At 52.1% G+C, this 15,195-nt stretch carries 14 protein-coding genes; 6 read left to right on the top strand and 8 right to left on the bottom strand.

The features are described 5' to 3' along the window. Window positions 1–274: 274 nt before the first annotated feature. The 3 genes from cysH to cysJ all read right to left on the bottom strand — a co-directional run bounded on the left by cysH (window position 275) and on the right by cysJ (window position 4,703). Entirely contained in the window at window positions 275–1,009 is a 735-nt protein-coding gene (cysH, locus tag EA14781_RS18295; RefSeq protein WP_001125131.1) for a phosphoadenosine phosphosulfate reductase, read from the bottom strand. Between the two features lie 179 nt (window positions 1,010–1,188). After that, window positions 1,189–2,901 carry an assimilatory sulfite reductase (NADPH) hemoprotein subunit gene (gene cysI, locus EA14781_RS18290; protein ID WP_001290729.1) on the bottom strand — a complete coding sequence of 571 codons (1,713 nt, stop codon included), beginning with the start codon at window positions 2,899–2,901 and terminating at the stop codon, window positions 1,189–1,191. Then, the gene (cysJ, locus tag EA14781_RS18285; protein WP_000208370.1) at window positions 2,901–4,703 is read right to left on the bottom strand and encodes an NADPH-dependent assimilatory sulfite reductase flavoprotein subunit; all 1,803 of its coding nucleotides are present in this window, start codon (window positions 4,701–4,703) and stop codon (window positions 2,901–2,903) included. The genes cysI and cysJ overlap by 1 nt, the downstream gene beginning before the upstream one ends. 315 nt (window positions 4,704–5,018) lie before the next feature. Here cysJ and queD point away from each other — a divergent pair, with 315 nt between their 5' ends. From queD to EA14781_RS18265, 4 genes are all read left to right on the top strand, one after another. Next, window positions 5,019–5,384: a 6-carboxytetrahydropterin synthase QueD gene (queD, locus tag EA14781_RS18280; protein WP_072179105.1), complete on the top strand. Its 366-nt coding sequence runs from the start codon at window positions 5,019–5,021 to the stop codon at window positions 5,382–5,384. Window positions 5,385–5,461: 77 nt separating this feature from the next. Then, the gene (locus EA14781_RS18275) at window positions 5,462–6,733 is read left to right on the top strand and encodes an FAD-dependent oxidoreductase (protein ID WP_002461442.1); all 1,272 of its coding nucleotides are present in this window, start codon (window positions 5,462–5,464) and stop codon (window positions 6,731–6,733) included. Further along, window positions 6,724–6,984 carry a ferredoxin family protein gene (locus tag EA14781_RS18270; RefSeq protein ID WP_000109514.1) on the top strand — a complete coding sequence of 87 codons (261 nt, stop codon included), beginning with the start codon at window positions 6,724–6,726 and terminating at the stop codon, window positions 6,982–6,984. The genes EA14781_RS18275 and EA14781_RS18270 overlap by 10 nt, the downstream gene beginning before the upstream one ends. A gap of 16 nt (window positions 6,985–7,000) precedes the next feature. Continuing rightward, entirely contained in the window at window positions 7,001–7,576 is a 576-nt protein-coding gene (locus EA14781_RS18265) for a glycerol-3-phosphate responsive antiterminator (protein ID WP_001130253.1), read from the top strand. A gap of 267 nt (window positions 7,577–7,843) precedes the next feature. On the opposite strand, the gene EA14781_RS18260 is transcribed toward EA14781_RS18265, so the two are convergent. From EA14781_RS18260 to EA14781_RS18240, 5 genes are all read right to left on the bottom strand, one after another. Continuing rightward, window positions 7,844–8,704: an electron transfer flavoprotein subunit alpha/FixB family protein gene (locus tag EA14781_RS18260; protein ID WP_001017361.1), complete on the bottom strand. Its 861-nt coding sequence runs from the start codon at window positions 8,702–8,704 to the stop codon at window positions 7,844–7,846. Beyond that, window positions 8,701–9,480, bottom strand: a complete 780-nt coding sequence (locus tag EA14781_RS18255) for an adenine nucleotide alpha hydrolase family protein (RefSeq protein WP_002461438.1) — start codon at window positions 9,478–9,480, stop codon at window positions 8,701–8,703. The genes EA14781_RS18260 and EA14781_RS18255 overlap by 4 nt, the downstream gene beginning before the upstream one ends. Next, window positions 9,458–10,867 (bottom strand): MFS transporter, encoded by a 1,410-nt coding sequence (locus tag EA14781_RS18250; RefSeq protein ID WP_000147653.1) that lies wholly within the window; start codon window positions 10,865–10,867, stop codon window positions 9,458–9,460. Before EA14781_RS18250 ends, EA14781_RS18255 begins: the two co-directional genes overlap by 23 nt. Before the next feature lie 21 nt (window positions 10,868–10,888). Further along, entirely contained in the window at window positions 10,889–12,343 is a 1,455-nt protein-coding gene (locus tag EA14781_RS18245) for an FAD-binding oxidoreductase (RefSeq protein WP_000059286.1), read from the bottom strand. A 69-nt stretch (window positions 12,344–12,412) separates the two neighbouring features. Then, a complete protein-coding gene (locus tag EA14781_RS18240) occupies window positions 12,413–13,198 on the bottom strand; it encodes an SDR family oxidoreductase (protein ID WP_024164729.1) in 786 nt (261 codons plus the stop codon). 318 nt (window positions 13,199–13,516) lie between these two features. On the opposite strand from EA14781_RS18240, the gene EA14781_RS18235 reads away from it, so the two are divergent. Continuing rightward, the gene (locus EA14781_RS18235) at window positions 13,517–14,794 is read left to right on the top strand and encodes an MFS transporter (protein WP_001164586.1); all 1,278 of its coding nucleotides are present in this window, start codon (window positions 13,517–13,519) and stop codon (window positions 14,792–14,794) included. A 26-nt stretch (window positions 14,795–14,820) separates the two neighbouring features. Further along, window positions 14,821–15,195 (top strand): FGGY family carbohydrate kinase (locus tag EA14781_RS18230; protein WP_042336010.1); only part of this gene is annotated, 375 nt, incomplete at its 3' end.

Genomic DNA, 15,195 nt, shown 5'->3' with positions numbered 1-15,195 from the left:
CCCCATACAATGTCTTGCCTCCCTGTAAAGAAGAGACTAACATCCGAATTGCGACGTTCGAACGTAGGCCTCAGGTTGATAGAAATATCGCTTGGGGCTTTTGCCCATCTGGAACCTCGCGAATGCTTAACGCCAGACAGCCTCAAGCACCCGACGCCATTCTATACCTGTTGATTTTCCCTGCGATGTTCACCTTTAAATGCCGGAATGCTACTCGCAAAATAAAAACGCCCCCATCATTCCTGACAGCGGCGTTTAATTTATCTGGCAATATTTACCCTTCGTGCAATCCACATTCTCTTTTTAAGCCAAAGAAACGCGTTTCTTCTTCCGCCATGCCAGGTTCCCATTTACGGGTTGTATGGGTATCACCGACCGATAAATATCCTTCGTCCCATAATGGGTGATATTTCAGGCCATGTTTTTGCAGGTACTGATAAATAGTTCGGTTATCCCAGTCGATAATCGGCAGCACTTTAAATACGCCACGCTGAATTGCCAGCACCGGTAAATTGGCGCGGCTGCCGGATTGTTCGCGGCGCAGGCCAGCAAACCACGTTTGCACGTTCAATTCTTTCAGCGCCCGATTCATCGGTTCGACTTTATTGATGTCATTGTACTTTTCAATGCCTTCAACGCCCTGCTCCCACAGTTTGCCGTAGCGGGCTTCCTGCCAGGCGGCGCTTTCGGTAGCACGGTATACTTTCAGGTTGAGCTTGAGTTTGTCCGTTAACTCATCAATAAAGCGGTAGGTTTCCGGGAACAAATATCCCGTATCGGTGAGGATCACCGGAATATCCGGGCGAATCTGATTCACCAGATGCAGGCTCACCGCCGCCTGAATACCGAAGCTGGAGGAAAGCACATATTCACCGGGTAGATTATCCAGCGCCCAGGCAACGCGGCCTTCAGCGTCCAGTTTTTCCAGTTGGGCGTTAGTTTCCGCCAGCGCCAGAATGCTTTCTACCTTCGGCAGTTCGTTCAGGGCGTTTAGATCGAGTTTGGGCATAGGTTCCTCACTGTTTGCCTTGCCTGATGCGACGCTTACGCGTCTTATCAGGCCTACAAAATCGTGCTGCTCCGTAGGCCGGATAAGGCGTTTACGCCGCATCCGGCAAAAGCGGCCACAGTGCCTGATGGCGCTTCGCTTATCAGGCCTACAAAACCGGGCTGGAGCGGCAATTCAAGTTAATCCCACAAATCGCGCGCCGGATCGAGCACCGGGCGAATGATGCCCGCACGCACCGTAAAGTCACCGAAGCCTTCACCCGCTTCGCGCTCTTTCGCCCAGCGCCCTATCAGTTCATCAAGCGACGCCAGGATTTCCGGCTCGGTGATGTTTTCTTTATACATCCGTGGGATACGTGTCCCAATACGGTTGCCGCCGAGATGCAGGTTGTAGCGACCCGGCGCTTTACCCACCAGACCCACTTCCGCCAGCATCGCGCGACCACAGCCGTTCGGGCAGCCTGTTACACGCATCACAATATGCTCATCACTGACACCATATTTCGCCATTAAATTATCGATGTTATCGATAAACGACGGCAGGAAACGCTCCGCTTCCGCCATCGCCAGCGGACAGGTCGGGAATGACACGCAGGCCATTGCGTTTTCACGCTGCGAGGTGACAGCATTCATTAACCCGCTCTGTTTGGCGATCGTCTCGATCTTCGCTTTCTCGCTTTCCGGCACTCCGGCGATGATCAGATTCTGGTTCGCCGTAATGCGGAAATCACCTTTGTGGATCTTCGCGATCTCCAGTAAGCCGGTTTTCAACGGGCGCCCTGGATAATCAAGAATTCGACCATTTTCGATAAACAGCGTCAGGTGCCAGTTATCATCAATGCCCTTAACCCAGCCAATACGATCGCCGCGCCCGGTAAACTCATACGGGCGAATCGGTTCAAATTTGATCCCCGCGCGACGTTCCACTTCTGCTTTAAACGTCTCAACACCCACGCGCTCCAGCGTGTATTTGGTTTTGGCGTTTTTACGGTCAGTACGATTACCCCAGTCACGCTGAGTGGTAACGACCGCTTCCGCCACCGCCAGCGTATGCTCCAGCGGCAGATAACCAAACTCGCTCGCGGTGCGCGCGTAGGTTTTCTTGTTGCCGTGTTCGATAGAAAGCCCACCGCCCACCAGCAAGTTAAAGCCTACCAGCTTGCCGTTTTCAGCAATTGCCACGAAGTTCATGTCGTTGGCGTGCAGATCGATATCGTTCTGCGGCGGGATCACAACCGTCGTTTTGAACTTACGCGGCAGGTAGGTCTGACCGAGGATTGGTTCTTCATCAGTAGTCGCGACTTTCTCCTGATCGAGCCAAATCTCCGCGTAAGCGCGAGTACGCGGCAGCAGATGTTCAGAGATTCTCTTCGCCCATTCGTAGGCTTCCGCGTGCAGCTGTGACTCGAACGGGTTCGAGGTACACAGCACGTTACGGTTCATGTCATTGGCGGTTGCCAGCGCGTCAAGACCGACCGAGTGCAGCATCTGGTGTGCCGGTTTGACGTTCTTTTTCAGAATACCGTGGAACTGGAACGTCTGACGGTTGGTCAGGCGGATGCTACCGTAAATGGTGTTTTCCACCGCAAATTTGTCGATCTCCTGCCACTGTTTGGTGGTGATAACGCCCCCCGGCAGACGGCAACGTAGCAGCATCGCATGGCGCGGTTCCAGCTTCTGTTCGGCACGTTCAGCGCGGATGTCGCGGTCATCCTGCTGATACATACCGTGGAAACGGATCAACAGGAAGTTATCGCCCTTAAAGCCGCCTGTCAGACCGTCGTTTAAATCTTCTGCAATGGTGCCGCGCAGGTAGTTGCTTTCAAGCTTCATGCGCTCGGCGTCTGTCAGTTTTCCTTCGACCACTAAAGGTCCTGGATGTTTTTCGCTCATTAGTAGACATCTCGCTGATAACGGCGCTCTACGCGCAGCTCACTTAAAGATTCATCCGCCGCTTCGGTGTCCATGCCACCAAACTCGGCAATCACTTCCAGAAGTGCCTGCTCAACGTCTTTCGCCATGCGATTAGCGTCGCCGCAGACATAAATGTGGGCACCGTCATTGATCCAGCGCCACAGCTCCGCGCCCTGTTCGCGCAGTTTGTCTTGTACGTAAACTTTTTCTTTTTGATCGCGCGACCAAGCAAGATCGATGCGCGTCAGCACGCCTTCTTTCACGTAACGCTGCCATTCCACCTGATAGAGGAAATCTTCGGTGAAGTGTGGGTTGCCGAAGAAAAGCCAGTTTTTGCCCGGCGCTTCGTCGGCGGCACGTTGCTGCATAAAGGCGCGGAACGGCGCAATACCAGTACCTGGGCCAATCATAATCACCGGGGTTTCCGGGTTAGCGGGCAGGCGGAAGTTGTCGTTATGTTCGATAAAGACGCGGACTTCGCCCTCTTCTTCCACGCGGTCCGCGAGGAAGCTGGAGGCACCACCGGCACGGGCACGGCCTTCCACGTCGTAACGCACCACGCCAACGGTGACGTGTACTTCGTTCTCAACTTCAGCCTGCGAGGAGGCGATGGAGTACAGGCGCGGGGTCAGCGGGCGCAGCAGATTAATCAGCGCTTCGGCGTCCAGTTGCGCCGGAGAGAAACGCACCATGTCGACAATCGGCGTGGTCGCGGCGTAATGCTGTAACTTCGCTTTATCGCCCACCAGCGGTAGCAGCGTTTCGCTGCGGGTAAGCGTGGCGTAGTTCTCAACAATATTCGCGGTGTTGACGGTCAGCTCGAAATGCCATTGTAGCGCCTCGTTCAGCGGTAGCGTTTTGCCATCAACGGTGACGGGTTCATCGCCTTTCAGCCACAGCAATTCAACAAGTTCTTTCACCAGTGCCGGATCGTTCTGATACCAGACGCCCAGCGCGTCACCCGGCTGGTAACGCAGGCCCGAGTCACCTAAGTCAATTTCGATATGGCGAACGTCTTTTTCAGAGTTGCGTCCGGTAATTTTCTGGTTAACCGAAAGGCTTGCCGCCAGCGGCGCGTCTTTACTGTACGGGCTGGTGTGGATTTCATTTACCGCCGCGCCAGTAGCGACGGATTGCGAAGATGCCGTGACAGGCGCGCGCGATTTAAGAACATCGACCACACGGACGCGCCATTCGCTGGCCGCCGCCTGATATTCAACGTCAGCATCGACACGCTCGAGCAGGCGTTCACCGCCCAGTTCCGCCAGCCTGCTGTCGAAATCTTTCCCGGACTGGCAGAAAAATTCATAAGAGCTATCGCCGAGGCTAAACACGGCAAACGCGGTGTTTTCCAGTTTTGGCGCTTTTCTGGAGAACAAAAACTTGTGTAACGCAACGGCTTCTTCCGGCGGTTCCCCTTCCCCTTGTGTTGAGGTCACCACAATAAGCAGTTTTTCACTGGCGATTTGTTTGAATTTATAGTCGCCCGCGTTCACCAGCTTAACGTTCAGTTTTGCCGCTAATAAGTCATCACGTAACGCTTCGGCGACCCGACGCGCATTGCCGGTTTGCGAGGCGGAAATAAGGGTAATACCCGGCATTTCTGCGGCGGCAACTGACGTCGCTGCAAGCACAGCAGGTTGCTGGTTGAGCACGCCCCAGAAATAGCCAGAAACCCAGGCAAACTGAGTGGGCGTTAAATCGGTCGTGGCCGCCTGAAGGCGTGCCAGTTGCTCCGGGTTCAACGGAAGCAACGCGGAAGGTGGGGCCTTTGTCGTCATGCGTCGTTATGTTCCAGTAAGCAAAGCTGTTTATCGGCCCTGTCAGCGCCCATAAAACAGAAGAGAAGGTAAGGTTAACGGGGCGAACGGTGTGGATTAAAGACGGGATAGCGATAACTAATAACCAAATCGACTAACCTGTTTTAGCAATAGTCGCTAACAACAAAATGGATTTATTAACAGCATGATAATTAAAAGAATATCGCCAACCATTAAGATAAACAGGCCATTTTGCGCAACAAAGTCGTTTTAGATAATGCGAAAAAACAGGCTTTCCGGTACTCTACGGCGGTTTTGTCGTCCTGTAGAGAAATTATGATGTCCACCACGTTATTTAAAGATTTCACCTTCGAAGCCGCTCACCGCTTGCCACACGTCCCGCAAGGGCATAAATGTGGTCGCCTGCACGGGCACTCTTTTATGGTGCGCCTGGAAATTACAGGGGAAGTCGATCCGCATACGGGCTGGATCATCGATTTCGCTGAACTGAAAGCGGCGTTTAAACCGACCTACGATCGCCTCGATCATCATTATCTCAATGAGATCCCTGGCCTGGAAAACCCGACCAGCGAAGTTTTAGCAAAATGGATTTGGGATCAGGTAAAACCCGTTGTGCCGCTGTTAAGCGCGGTAATGGTGAAAGAAACCTGCACCGCAGGCTGCATCTATCGCGGCGAATGATAAGAGTGTGTCGGCGGTCAATTTCCCTTAAGTAACGCTATGTTAGGGTGTTGCGCTCTGGATCTCTGGGGCATGACATGGAAGACGACTGCGACATTATTATTATCGGTGCCGGAATTGCGGGCACCGCCTGCGCGTTGCGCTGCGCGCGAGCGGGTTTATCCGTTCTGTTACTGGAACGTGCTGAAATCCCCGGCAGCAAAAACCTTTCCGGCGGGCGTTTATATACCCATGCGCTCGCGGAACTCCTCCCCCAATATCACCTGACCGCACCTCTTGAGCGACGTATCACTCACGAAAGCCTTTCCCTGTTAACACCGGATGGCGCAACAACGTTTTCCAGCTTACAGCCTGGCGGTGAATCCTGGAGCGTCTTGCGCGCCCGTTTCGATCCGTGGCTGGTTGCCGAAGCCGAAAAAGAAGGTGTCGAGTGTATCCCTGGCGCGACGGTGGATACGCTGTATGAAGAAAACGGCAGAATCTGTGGTGTCATTTGTGGTGACGATATTCTCCGCGCCCGTTATGTGGTGCTGGCGGAAGGTGCTAATAGCATCCTGGCTGAACGACACGGGTTAGTGACTCGCCCTGCTGGCGAAGCGATGGCGTTGGGGATCAAAGAAGTGCTGGCGCTGGAAGCATCCTCTATTGAAGAACGTTTTCATCTGGAGAATAACGAAGGCGCAGCGTTGCTGTTCAGCGGCGGAATCTGTGATGACTTACCCGGCGGCGCATTTCTTTATACTAATCAACAAACGCTTTCGTTAGGGATTGTTTGCCCGCTCTCCTCCCTTACGCAAAGTCGTGTTCCGGCAAGCGAGCTGCTGGCTCGCTTTAAAACGCATCCAGCAGTACGCCCGCTTATCAAAAACACGGAATTGCTGGAGTATGGCGCGCATCTGGTGCCGGAAGGTGGTTTGCACAGTATGCCAGTGCAATATGGCGGTAACGGCTGGCTGCTGGTGGGCGATGCGCTACGCAGTTGCGTCAATACCGGAATTTCCGTGCGCGGCATGGATATGGCGCTGACTGGCGCACAGGCTGCGGCACAAACATTGATTAGCGCCTGCCAGCACCGCGAGCCGCAAAATCTGTTTCCTCTTTATCATCACAACGTAGAACGCAGCCTGCTGTGGGGTGTTCTACAGCGTTATCAGCATGTTCCGGCGCTTTTGCAACGCCCTGGCTGGTATCGGGCGTGGCCTGCGTTAATGCAGGATATTTCCCGTGATTTATGGGATCAGGGTGATAAACCTGTTCCGCCGCTGCGCCAGTTGCTCTGGCGTCATTTACATCGTCATGGCCTGTGGCATCTGGCGGGCGATGTTATCAGGAGTCTGCGATGTCTGTAGCTCGTAATCTCTGGCGCGCTGCTGATGCGCCGCATATTGTTCCGGCTGACTCCGTTGAGCGCCAGACGGCACAACGGTTGATTAACACTTGTCCGGCTGGTCTTTTTTCGCTCACACCGGAAGGCGACTTACGCGTTGATTATCGCGGCTGCCTGGAGTGTGGCACCTGCCGTTTGCTGTGCGATGAAAAAAACCTACAACAGTGGCGCTATCCACCTTCTGGATTCGGCATCACCTACCGCTTTGGATAAATAACAAGGATAATTTATGCCCCTCTTACACCTGCTCCGCCAGAATCCGGTGATTGCTGCCGTTAAAGATAATGCCAGCCTGCAACTGGCAATCGATTCTGAATGCCAGTTTATTTCCGTGTTGTATGGGAATATCTGCACCATCAGTCATATCGTTAAAAAGATTAAGAACGCCGGGAAATATGCCTTTATTCATGTCGATTTGCTGGAAGGCGCATCGAACAAAGAAGTGGTGATTCAGTTTTTGAAACTGGTGACCGAAGCGGACGGTATTATCAGCACGAAAGCCTCAATGCTAAAAGCGGCGAGAGCGGAAGATTTTTTCTGTATTCATCGCCTGTTTATCGTTGATTCGATTTCGTTTCACAACATTGATAAGCAAGTTGCGCAATCAAACCCTGATTGTATTGAAATCCTGCCTGGCTGTATGCCCAAAGTGCTGGGCTGGGTGACGGAGAAAATCCGCCAACCGCTTATTGCTGGCGGGCTGGTGTGCGATGAAGAAGATGCGCGTAATGCGATTAACGCGGGTGTGGTGGCGCTTTCCACCACCAATACCGGGGTCTGGACGTTAGCGAAAAAATTGCTTTGACGGGATAATCGTAACGATTTGAATTTGTGTGATTTACAGGCCGGATAAGGCGTTCACGCCGCATCCGGCATTCAGCGCCTGATGCGACGCTGACGCGTCTTATCAGGCCTACAAACCCCGAGCCCAGAACCGTAGCCCGAATAAAGCGTCCACGCCACATCCGGCATTCAGCGCCTGATGCGACGCTGACGCGTCTTATCAGGCCTACAAGTCCCGAGTCCAGAACCGTAGGCCGGATAAGGCATCCACGCCGCATCCGGCAGCACGTTATAAGCAATCTGCGTGAATGTTTGTCACCAGTGCCTCCAGCACCGTCTTCCAGTCATCAACCACGCCAACATCTGCCTGTGAAAATACCGCTGCGCTGGCGTCATGATTAATCGCCACCACAAACTGGCTATTGCGTACGCCCGCCATTAACGCTGCCGCGCCGGATGCGCCCGCCACAATGCAAACATCAGGGGCCAACAGATGCCCGGAAATACCAATGACCTTTTCTGCATCAAAGCCACCGTTCATCACTCGCGCCCGACTGTAGCCCACTTCTGCACCCAGCTTTTCAGCCAGCATAGCGATTTCATGGCTATCTGCCTCGCCACCCTGCCCCACCACCAGCACCCATCTGGCTTCCACTAATGGGTCGCGGGTAACATTTTTCAGGTCCTCTATGCTAATCAGCCAGTCGGGAAGCGCACCTGGAACAATGTTCAATTGCTGCATACCAGAGGGCAATGTGGCGTTTTTCGCTGCTCCCGCCTGGCGGGCAAGAGAAAGGCATAGCGGGCGTTTTTCTGTTTGCTGCGTCGCCATTAGCGCATTTCCCCAGTGGGATTTGCGCACGCTTACGGTTGATATATCGCATGAAATCACCTGGCAGATACTGGCGCCATGTACACGCCAGGCCAGTCGGGTAGCCAGTTCATCGCCAAATACGCCCGGAGGAAAGAGGACAACCTCCGCAGGCGTTCGTTGCCACTGTTCCACCAGCGCATCCAGCACCTGTTCCGCGACCATCGGCTGTGGTTCTATTTGCCAGTGCGTCAGGGTACAGCCGCTGAAATCCTGCTCTGCCAGCCAGTTCGCCATTGCGGCATGGTCCTGATTTATCGTTACAATTGCGATATTCATGGCTGTATCCTCTGGCGTAAATAGTCCTGCCATAGCTTTTGTGCTTTTTCTTCTACCGTTTGCCCATCAATCAGCGTCGCACTGCGTCGTTGTTCCGGTCTTGCCAGTCGCAGGCACTGTATCGCTGGCGATTCTGCGACAAGAGTTTCGCGGGTAATCTCCGCTTTCCCCGCCGCCATTCGCTGGCGCATTCCCGGTACTGGCAAAGCCACTTCACCGCACTGGCGCACGGCAATCACCGCAGGCAAGCGAACCCGGCAACAGCGCAGCCCATGTTCAGTACGCTGTTCGAGGGTGATAAACGGCGCGTCGAGAGTGAAACGCTCCACCTGGGTGAAGCAGGGCCAGCCCAGCATTTCCGCCAGCAAAAATGGCGTTTGCCCATTCGGCCCTTCGCTGCTTTGGCAGCCAGTAATTATCAGAGCCAGCGGATTCTGGTACTGCCATTCGGCAATATGGCGAGCGACAAATTCCGGCGCAAAGCGCAGATCTGCCGCCGTCTCCAGCAATACTGCTACCTCAAACCCAAGGGCCATGAGATAGCGCAGCCAGTGCAACGCCCGTTCATCCCCCATGCTCAACGCGGTTAAAGACATCGGCGTACCGTTTTTTCTCTGCGCCAACAGCAGCGCGGCGGCAGCCTGTTCATCAGCACCAAGTAAACTTCGCAGTAGCGAAACATCCGGTCCGCTATTACCCTGAGCCGCCGCCAGCCACTCTTTTTCCGCCAGCATCCCGGCATCCGGTTCGGCTTTAAACGCTAACAGAATGTTCATTCGCACCTCCTACATTTCCCGCCGCCACCAGCGGGAGTGCTTTGGTTTCTGGTGCCCATAGCCAGGTCACAACAAAACCAACCAACAACACGGCCGCCAGGAGCAATAAGGTAACTTGCATTCCCCACTGCGCCAGCACCCACGGCAGCAGGCCAGTACTTACCGCCGCGCCGAGTCGACTCATGGCGGTGGCAAAACCGACGCCCAACGAGCGAATGTCGGTAGGAAAACTTTCCGCAGGCAAAATGCCCACCAGATTACTGACCGCCGAAATGGTGGTACTGAAAAGAACAAAAAGCAGCAGCGTTAATGAACTGCCAGAAGGCAAACAGGCCATCACCATCAACGTGACCGCCAGCAGCAAAAAACTGCCCAGTAAAAATCTGCGATGCGCTAACAAGTGGGTCAACACTAACCCTAATAACGCACCAACAATTAACAACGCATTAAGCATCAGGCTGGCGGTCAGCGCATCTTCCAGACCAATAGTCTGGGCGATGGTCGGCAGCCAGGTGTAAATCACAAACCACGGGATCACAAGACAAACAAAAAACACGCTGTTAAATACCGTACGCCGCCAGTAGCGCGAAGAGAACAAGGTTTTGATGTGTTTATGGCTCGAGGTTGCCACTTCATCGCCCAGTAAAACATGGGGGCCAAAATAGCGATGAACGATAGCGTGAGCTTCTGCAAAACGCCCCTGGCGCAGTAGCCAGCGTGGCGATTCTGGCGTTCCCCAGCGTAATAACGTAATCAACAATGCGGGTAACGCCGCTGATGCCAGCAGCCAGCGCCAGGCCTCCGGGTTTTCGGAAATAAAGTGATGCCCGGCAATACTTGCCAGCACATAGCCTACGGTCCACACCACGCTGAATGCGCCCAGCAAAATACCGCGATGGCGGCGCGGGGAAAATTCAGCCAGCAAGGTGTGACCTACTGAGTAATCGCCTCCCAGGCCAATGCCGATCAAAATGCGCAGTCCAATAAGATGCTCTGGCGTGGTGGCAAAAAATTGCAAGAACGAAGCGAGCGTAATCAGCAAAAAGCTGAAGGTGAAGATTTTTTGCCGACCAATATGGTCGGAGATCCATCCCAGAACCAGGCTGCCAAGAAACAAACCAAGGAGCGCTGAGCTGCCAATCATTCCTGCCATAAACGGCGTCAGGTGCATCGCTGGCGTAAGCTGAATAATGGCGTAACCAATGACGCCGAGGACATAACCGTCGGTCAGGTGCGCGCCGAAAGTGAGCGCGGCAATACGGCAGTGAAAACGGTTAAGTGGAATATCATCCATTCGCACCGGTGAAGTGTTCATCTTTACCCCTTCATGGTCCGGTAATAAGAACGGCTTCTCGCCTGAGAAGCCGAAAAGGCAACGTCCCGTCATCACGGGACGCTGGCTGACACATTATTTTTCAATCGGATAGATAGTGCCCGTATTCATAATGCCATTAGGATCGAACTGCTTTTTCAGCCCTTCCAACAACGCCCATGCGCTGCCATGCTCCAGTTTGCTCCAGTGAACGCGATGTTTACCGATACCGTGATGGTGTACCATCGAACCGCCGAGGCGAATGGTTTCTTCGCAGATGATTTTGTTGAGCGGATTGTGGTACTTGTCGATTTCCTCTTCCGGCTTACAGTCAACGACGTTGTAGTCGTAGACGAAGTACATGTTGGTGCCGTTCTGGTAGCTGTGAGAAGAATGACCGCCCAGCATGGTAATGTCGTCGGCGTGCGGGAACTCGGTGCGAATACGGTTAATAACGCTTTCGTAGATTTCGTGGATGCAGCTCCAGCAGCCGGACACTTCGGTGGTAAAGCCCATGTTGCCGGTTTTTAGGATCTGCACACGTTCGGCAGCCACTTTATCCGGTCCCCAGTTCAGATTGTTAAACCAGGTTTCGATCAGTTTGCTGTCCACGCGCTGGCACTGCGGGTAACGAGCCACGATTTCCGCAATCCCTTCGCCCGTCGCCTTCGCAATGCGAGAGTTACCTTCAGCCATAAAGATCAGCACGCATTTACCGTCGGCAAAATGGGTGAAGTGTTGGGTGCCATCTTCAGCGTCATACAAACGAGCGATCGACGGACGATACCCTTCCACCATGATTTCACGCAGGATATTGAAACCGGTTTTCATGTCTTCCAGGATATAGCCGTAGAAGAGATTGTTTTCCGGGGTGAATTTGAAGATTTTAACAGTCACTTCAGTGATATAGCACAGTGCGCCTTCGTTACCGATAATGATGTGACGAATGTCCGGGCCAGCCGCGCGAGGTGGTACGTTTTTAATGCGTGTCACAGTGCCATCAGCCAGTACTGCTTCCAGACCAACGACCATGTCCTCGATTGCGCCGTAGAGTGTGGAGAACTGCCCGATACTGCGGGTCGCCACCAGACCGCCCATCTGCGCCAGTGGTTTAGACTGCGGAGAGTGCCCCGTGGTGTAGCCTTTTTCACGCAACGCATTTTCCAGCACTTCCAGCGGAACACCACATTGCGCCGTGGCCTGCATATTCTCAATATCAATATTAATGATTTGATTCATGGCGGAGCCGTCGAGCACCACCGAGTTTTCTACGACGGTTTCCAGCCCACCTTCGGTGGCGGAAGCGCCGGTACGCGGCACACCGTTAATTTTGTGCGCGTTCATAAAATTCAGCACACGGGACACTTGCTCTGTGGAACCCAGTTTTACGACCGCTGCTGGAATCGGCAAAGTATAAATACCATGAATATCTGGAAATTTACGAAAACGGTCAATACTGTTTTTCTTTAATACCGTTTCATCGGTAATTACGCGATCTGCACCAACAATTTCCTTTAGCTGGTCGACAATCGCTGCGCGAGATAAAGACATAATAATTCCTTCCTGATAATAAAAATGGAATAGTTATTAATAAGAGAAAACAGAAACCACCGTTATGGGTTAGCGCACTAAATAACCGCCATCAACCACTAATAAATGCCCGTTAACATAATTTGAAGCCGGACTTGCGAGGAATACGGCTGCCCCCATTAAATCCTGAGTATCGCCCCAACGGTTTGCCGGAATATGATCAAGAACACGCTGATTGGTTTCTGGATTACTACGGGTCGCCAGAGTGATATCGGTTGTGTAATATCCTGGAGCAATACCATTTACCTGAATATTATATTGACCTAATTCATCGCAATAGGCTTTGGTGAATCCGGCAAGAGCATGTTTAGTTGCAGAATAGGCGGGTGACCATTGACCACCTAAGTAAGAGAACAATGAACAGATATTAATGATTTTACCGCTTTTCTGCGGAATCATAATTTTTGCCGCTTCATAGCTTAACTCGAATGCGACAGTCAGGTTCACGTCAATCATCGGATCCCAGTCGGCACGACCAAAGTCCAGCACCTTATTCAGCTTACAAATACCGGCATTATTGACCAGAATATCGACGGTGCCAAAACGTTCACAACAGGCGGCAATTATCTTCTGCGGCGCGCCTTTTGCGGTGATATCCACCTGCATGAAGTCTACTTCAACACCCTGTTTTTCAATCATTTCCTTTGTTTCGCCGTTATCTTTGACGAAGCTCGGAATAAAGAGATTTGCACCTGCTTTGGCCAGCGCCATTGCAAATGCCTGGCCTAAACCGCTATTCCCACCGGTAACAATTGCTGTTTTACCTTTCAGGGAGAAAAAATCCATTGAGAACGCATTGAGAGATTCGATTGACATAGTTAGCTCCAATTTCCGTAAGGCAAAAAAAAAGAAAGGTAACTTCCCCCGCGAGAGGGAAGTTACCTTTCTCATTATCTCTGGTAACTGGGGATAATTTTTAGCATAAGGGCATAGCCGCTAATGTGATCGTACTCACAGAGTATTATTCGTATAATCAAATAATTTTAAAAAGCAGAAGCGTGATTACTCTCACACAATACCACTGCTTTCCATGTTATTTCTTATCGCAATTACTAGAGAGCTGAGAAAAGTAATCCACCTGAAAGGGCGGCTTACTTTTCTCTTTTTTTTGTCTATTACACATGGGAATACGATATGCAACACAACTCATATCGCCGTTGGATAACCCTCGCGATAATTAGCTTTAGCGGCGGCGTTAGTTTTGACCTGGCTTATTTACGTTATATTTATCAAATTCCCATGGCGAAATTTATGGGATTCAGCAATACCGAGATAGGTTTAATAATGAGTACTTTTGGTATTGCGGCAATTATTCTCTATGCCCCCAGCGGGGTTATTGCCGATAAATTTTCACATCGCAAAATGATTACTTCCGCGATGGTTATTACCGGATTACTGGGCCTGTTAATGGCAACTTATCCACCACTGTGGGTAACGCTCTGTATTCAGGTCGCCTTTGCCATAACCACTATTTTAATGCTGTGGTCGGTGTCGATTAAAGCCGCCTCGTTGCTCGGCGATCATAGCGAGCAAGGGAAAATTATGGGCTGGATGGAAGGGCTGCGCGGCGTCGGTGTTATGTCTCTGGCGGTGTTTACTATGTGGGTCTTTTCTCGCTTTGCACCGGATGACAGCGCCAGCCTGAAAACGGTCATTATCATCTACAGTGTGGTTTACATTCTGCTGGGCATTTTGTGCTGGTTTTTTGTTAGCGATAACAACAACCTGCGCAGTGCCAATCACGAAGAAAAACAGTCATTCCAGCTTAGCGACATCCTGGCTGTTTTGCGCATCAGTACCACCTGGTATTGCAGCATGGTGATTTTTGGCGTCTTCACCATCTACGCTATTCTGAGTTACTCCACCAACTATCTGACCGAAATGTATGGTATGTCGCTGGTGGCGGCGAGCTACATGGGGATTGTAATCAACAAAATATTCCGTGCGCTGTGCGGCCCACTTGGCGGCATTATCACCACCTACAGCAAAGTGAAATCTCCTACCCGCGTGGTCCAAATTCTTTCCATCATCGGTTTGCTGGCATTAACTGCCCTGCTCATCACGAACTCTAACCCACAATCGGTCGCGATGGGGATTGGCCTGATTTTACTGCTGGGATTCACCTGTTACGCCTCCCGCGGGCTGTACTGGGCCTGCCCCGGCGAAGCGAGAACACCGTCTTACATTATGGGTACCATGGTAGGTATTTGTTCGGTGATTGGATTCCTGCCGGACGTCTTCGTTTACCCGATTATCGGCTACTGGCAAGACACCCTGCCTGCCGCTGAAGCCTACCGCAACATGTGGCTGATGGGCATGGCAGCGCTCGCCATGGTAATCGCCTTTACCTTTTTGCTGTTCCAAAAAATTCGTACTGCTGATAGTGCACCAGTGATGGCTAGCAGCAAGTAAGCCAGGAAAATTACAGGAGAAAAATCATGTCGAAGAAATACATCATAGGGATTGATGGCGGAAGTCAGAGCACAAAAGTGGTGATGTACGATCTGGAAGGTAACGTGGTTTGCGAAGGCAAAGGCTTATTACAGCCAATGCACACGCCGGATGCCAATACCGCAGAACATCCTGACGACGATTTATGGACATCATTATGCTTCGCCGGTCACGATTTGATGAGCCAGTTTGCCGGGAATAAAGAAGATATTGTTGGCATCGGTCTGGGCTCAATCCGTTGCTGTCGCGCGTTATTGAAAGCCGATGGCACGCCTGCCGCACCGTTGATTAGCTGGCAGGATGCCCGTGTCACCCGCCCTTACGAACACACTAATTCTGACGTGGCCTATGTCACCTCTTTT

This window comes from Escherichia albertii NBRC 107761 = DSM 17582, from assembly GCF_000759775.1.
Taxonomy (GTDB): domain Bacteria; phylum Pseudomonadota; class Gammaproteobacteria; order Enterobacterales; family Enterobacteriaceae; genus Escherichia; species Escherichia albertii.
This window is presented reverse-complemented; position numbering and strand designations above follow the sequence as displayed.

Excerpts from the sequence above, each read along its gene's own strand:
- cysH (WP_001125131.1), bottom strand. The coding sequence starts at position 1,009 with ATGCCCAAACTCGATCTAAACGCCCTGAACGAACTGCCGAAGGTAGAA.
- cysI (WP_001290729.1), bottom strand. The coding sequence starts at position 2,901 with ATGAGCGAAAAACATCCAGGACCTTTAGTGGTCGAAGGAAAACTGACA.
- cysJ (WP_000208370.1), bottom strand. The coding sequence starts at position 4,703 with ATGACGACAAAGGCCCCACCTTCCGCGTTGCTTCCGTTGAACCCGGAG.
- queD (WP_072179105.1), top strand. The coding sequence starts at position 5,019 with ATGATGTCCACCACGTTATTTAAAGATTTCACCTTCGAAGCCGCTCAC.
- EA14781_RS18275 (WP_002461442.1), top strand. The coding sequence starts at position 5,462 with ATGGAAGACGACTGCGACATTATTATTATCGGTGCCGGAATTGCGGGC.
- EA14781_RS18270 (WP_000109514.1), top strand. The coding sequence starts at position 6,724 with ATGTCTGTAGCTCGTAATCTCTGGCGCGCTGCTGATGCGCCGCATATT.
- EA14781_RS18265 (WP_001130253.1), top strand. The coding sequence starts at position 7,001 with ATGCCCCTCTTACACCTGCTCCGCCAGAATCCGGTGATTGCTGCCGTT.
- EA14781_RS18260 (WP_001017361.1), bottom strand. The coding sequence starts at position 8,704 with ATGAATATCGCAATTGTAACGATAAATCAGGACCATGCCGCAATGGCG.
- EA14781_RS18255 (WP_002461438.1), bottom strand. The coding sequence starts at position 9,480 with ATGAACATTCTGTTAGCGTTTAAAGCCGAACCGGATGCCGGGATGCTG.
- EA14781_RS18250 (WP_000147653.1), bottom strand. The coding sequence starts at position 10,867 with ATGACGGGACGTTGCCTTTTCGGCTTCTCAGGCGAGAAGCCGTTCTTA.
- EA14781_RS18245 (WP_000059286.1), bottom strand. The coding sequence starts at position 12,343 with ATGTCTTTATCTCGCGCAGCGATTGTCGACCAGCTAAAGGAAATTGTT.
- EA14781_RS18240 (WP_024164729.1), bottom strand. The coding sequence starts at position 13,198 with ATGTCAATCGAATCTCTCAATGCGTTCTCAATGGATTTTTTCTCCCTG.
- EA14781_RS18235 (WP_001164586.1), top strand. The coding sequence starts at position 13,517 with ATGCAACACAACTCATATCGCCGTTGGATAACCCTCGCGATAATTAGC.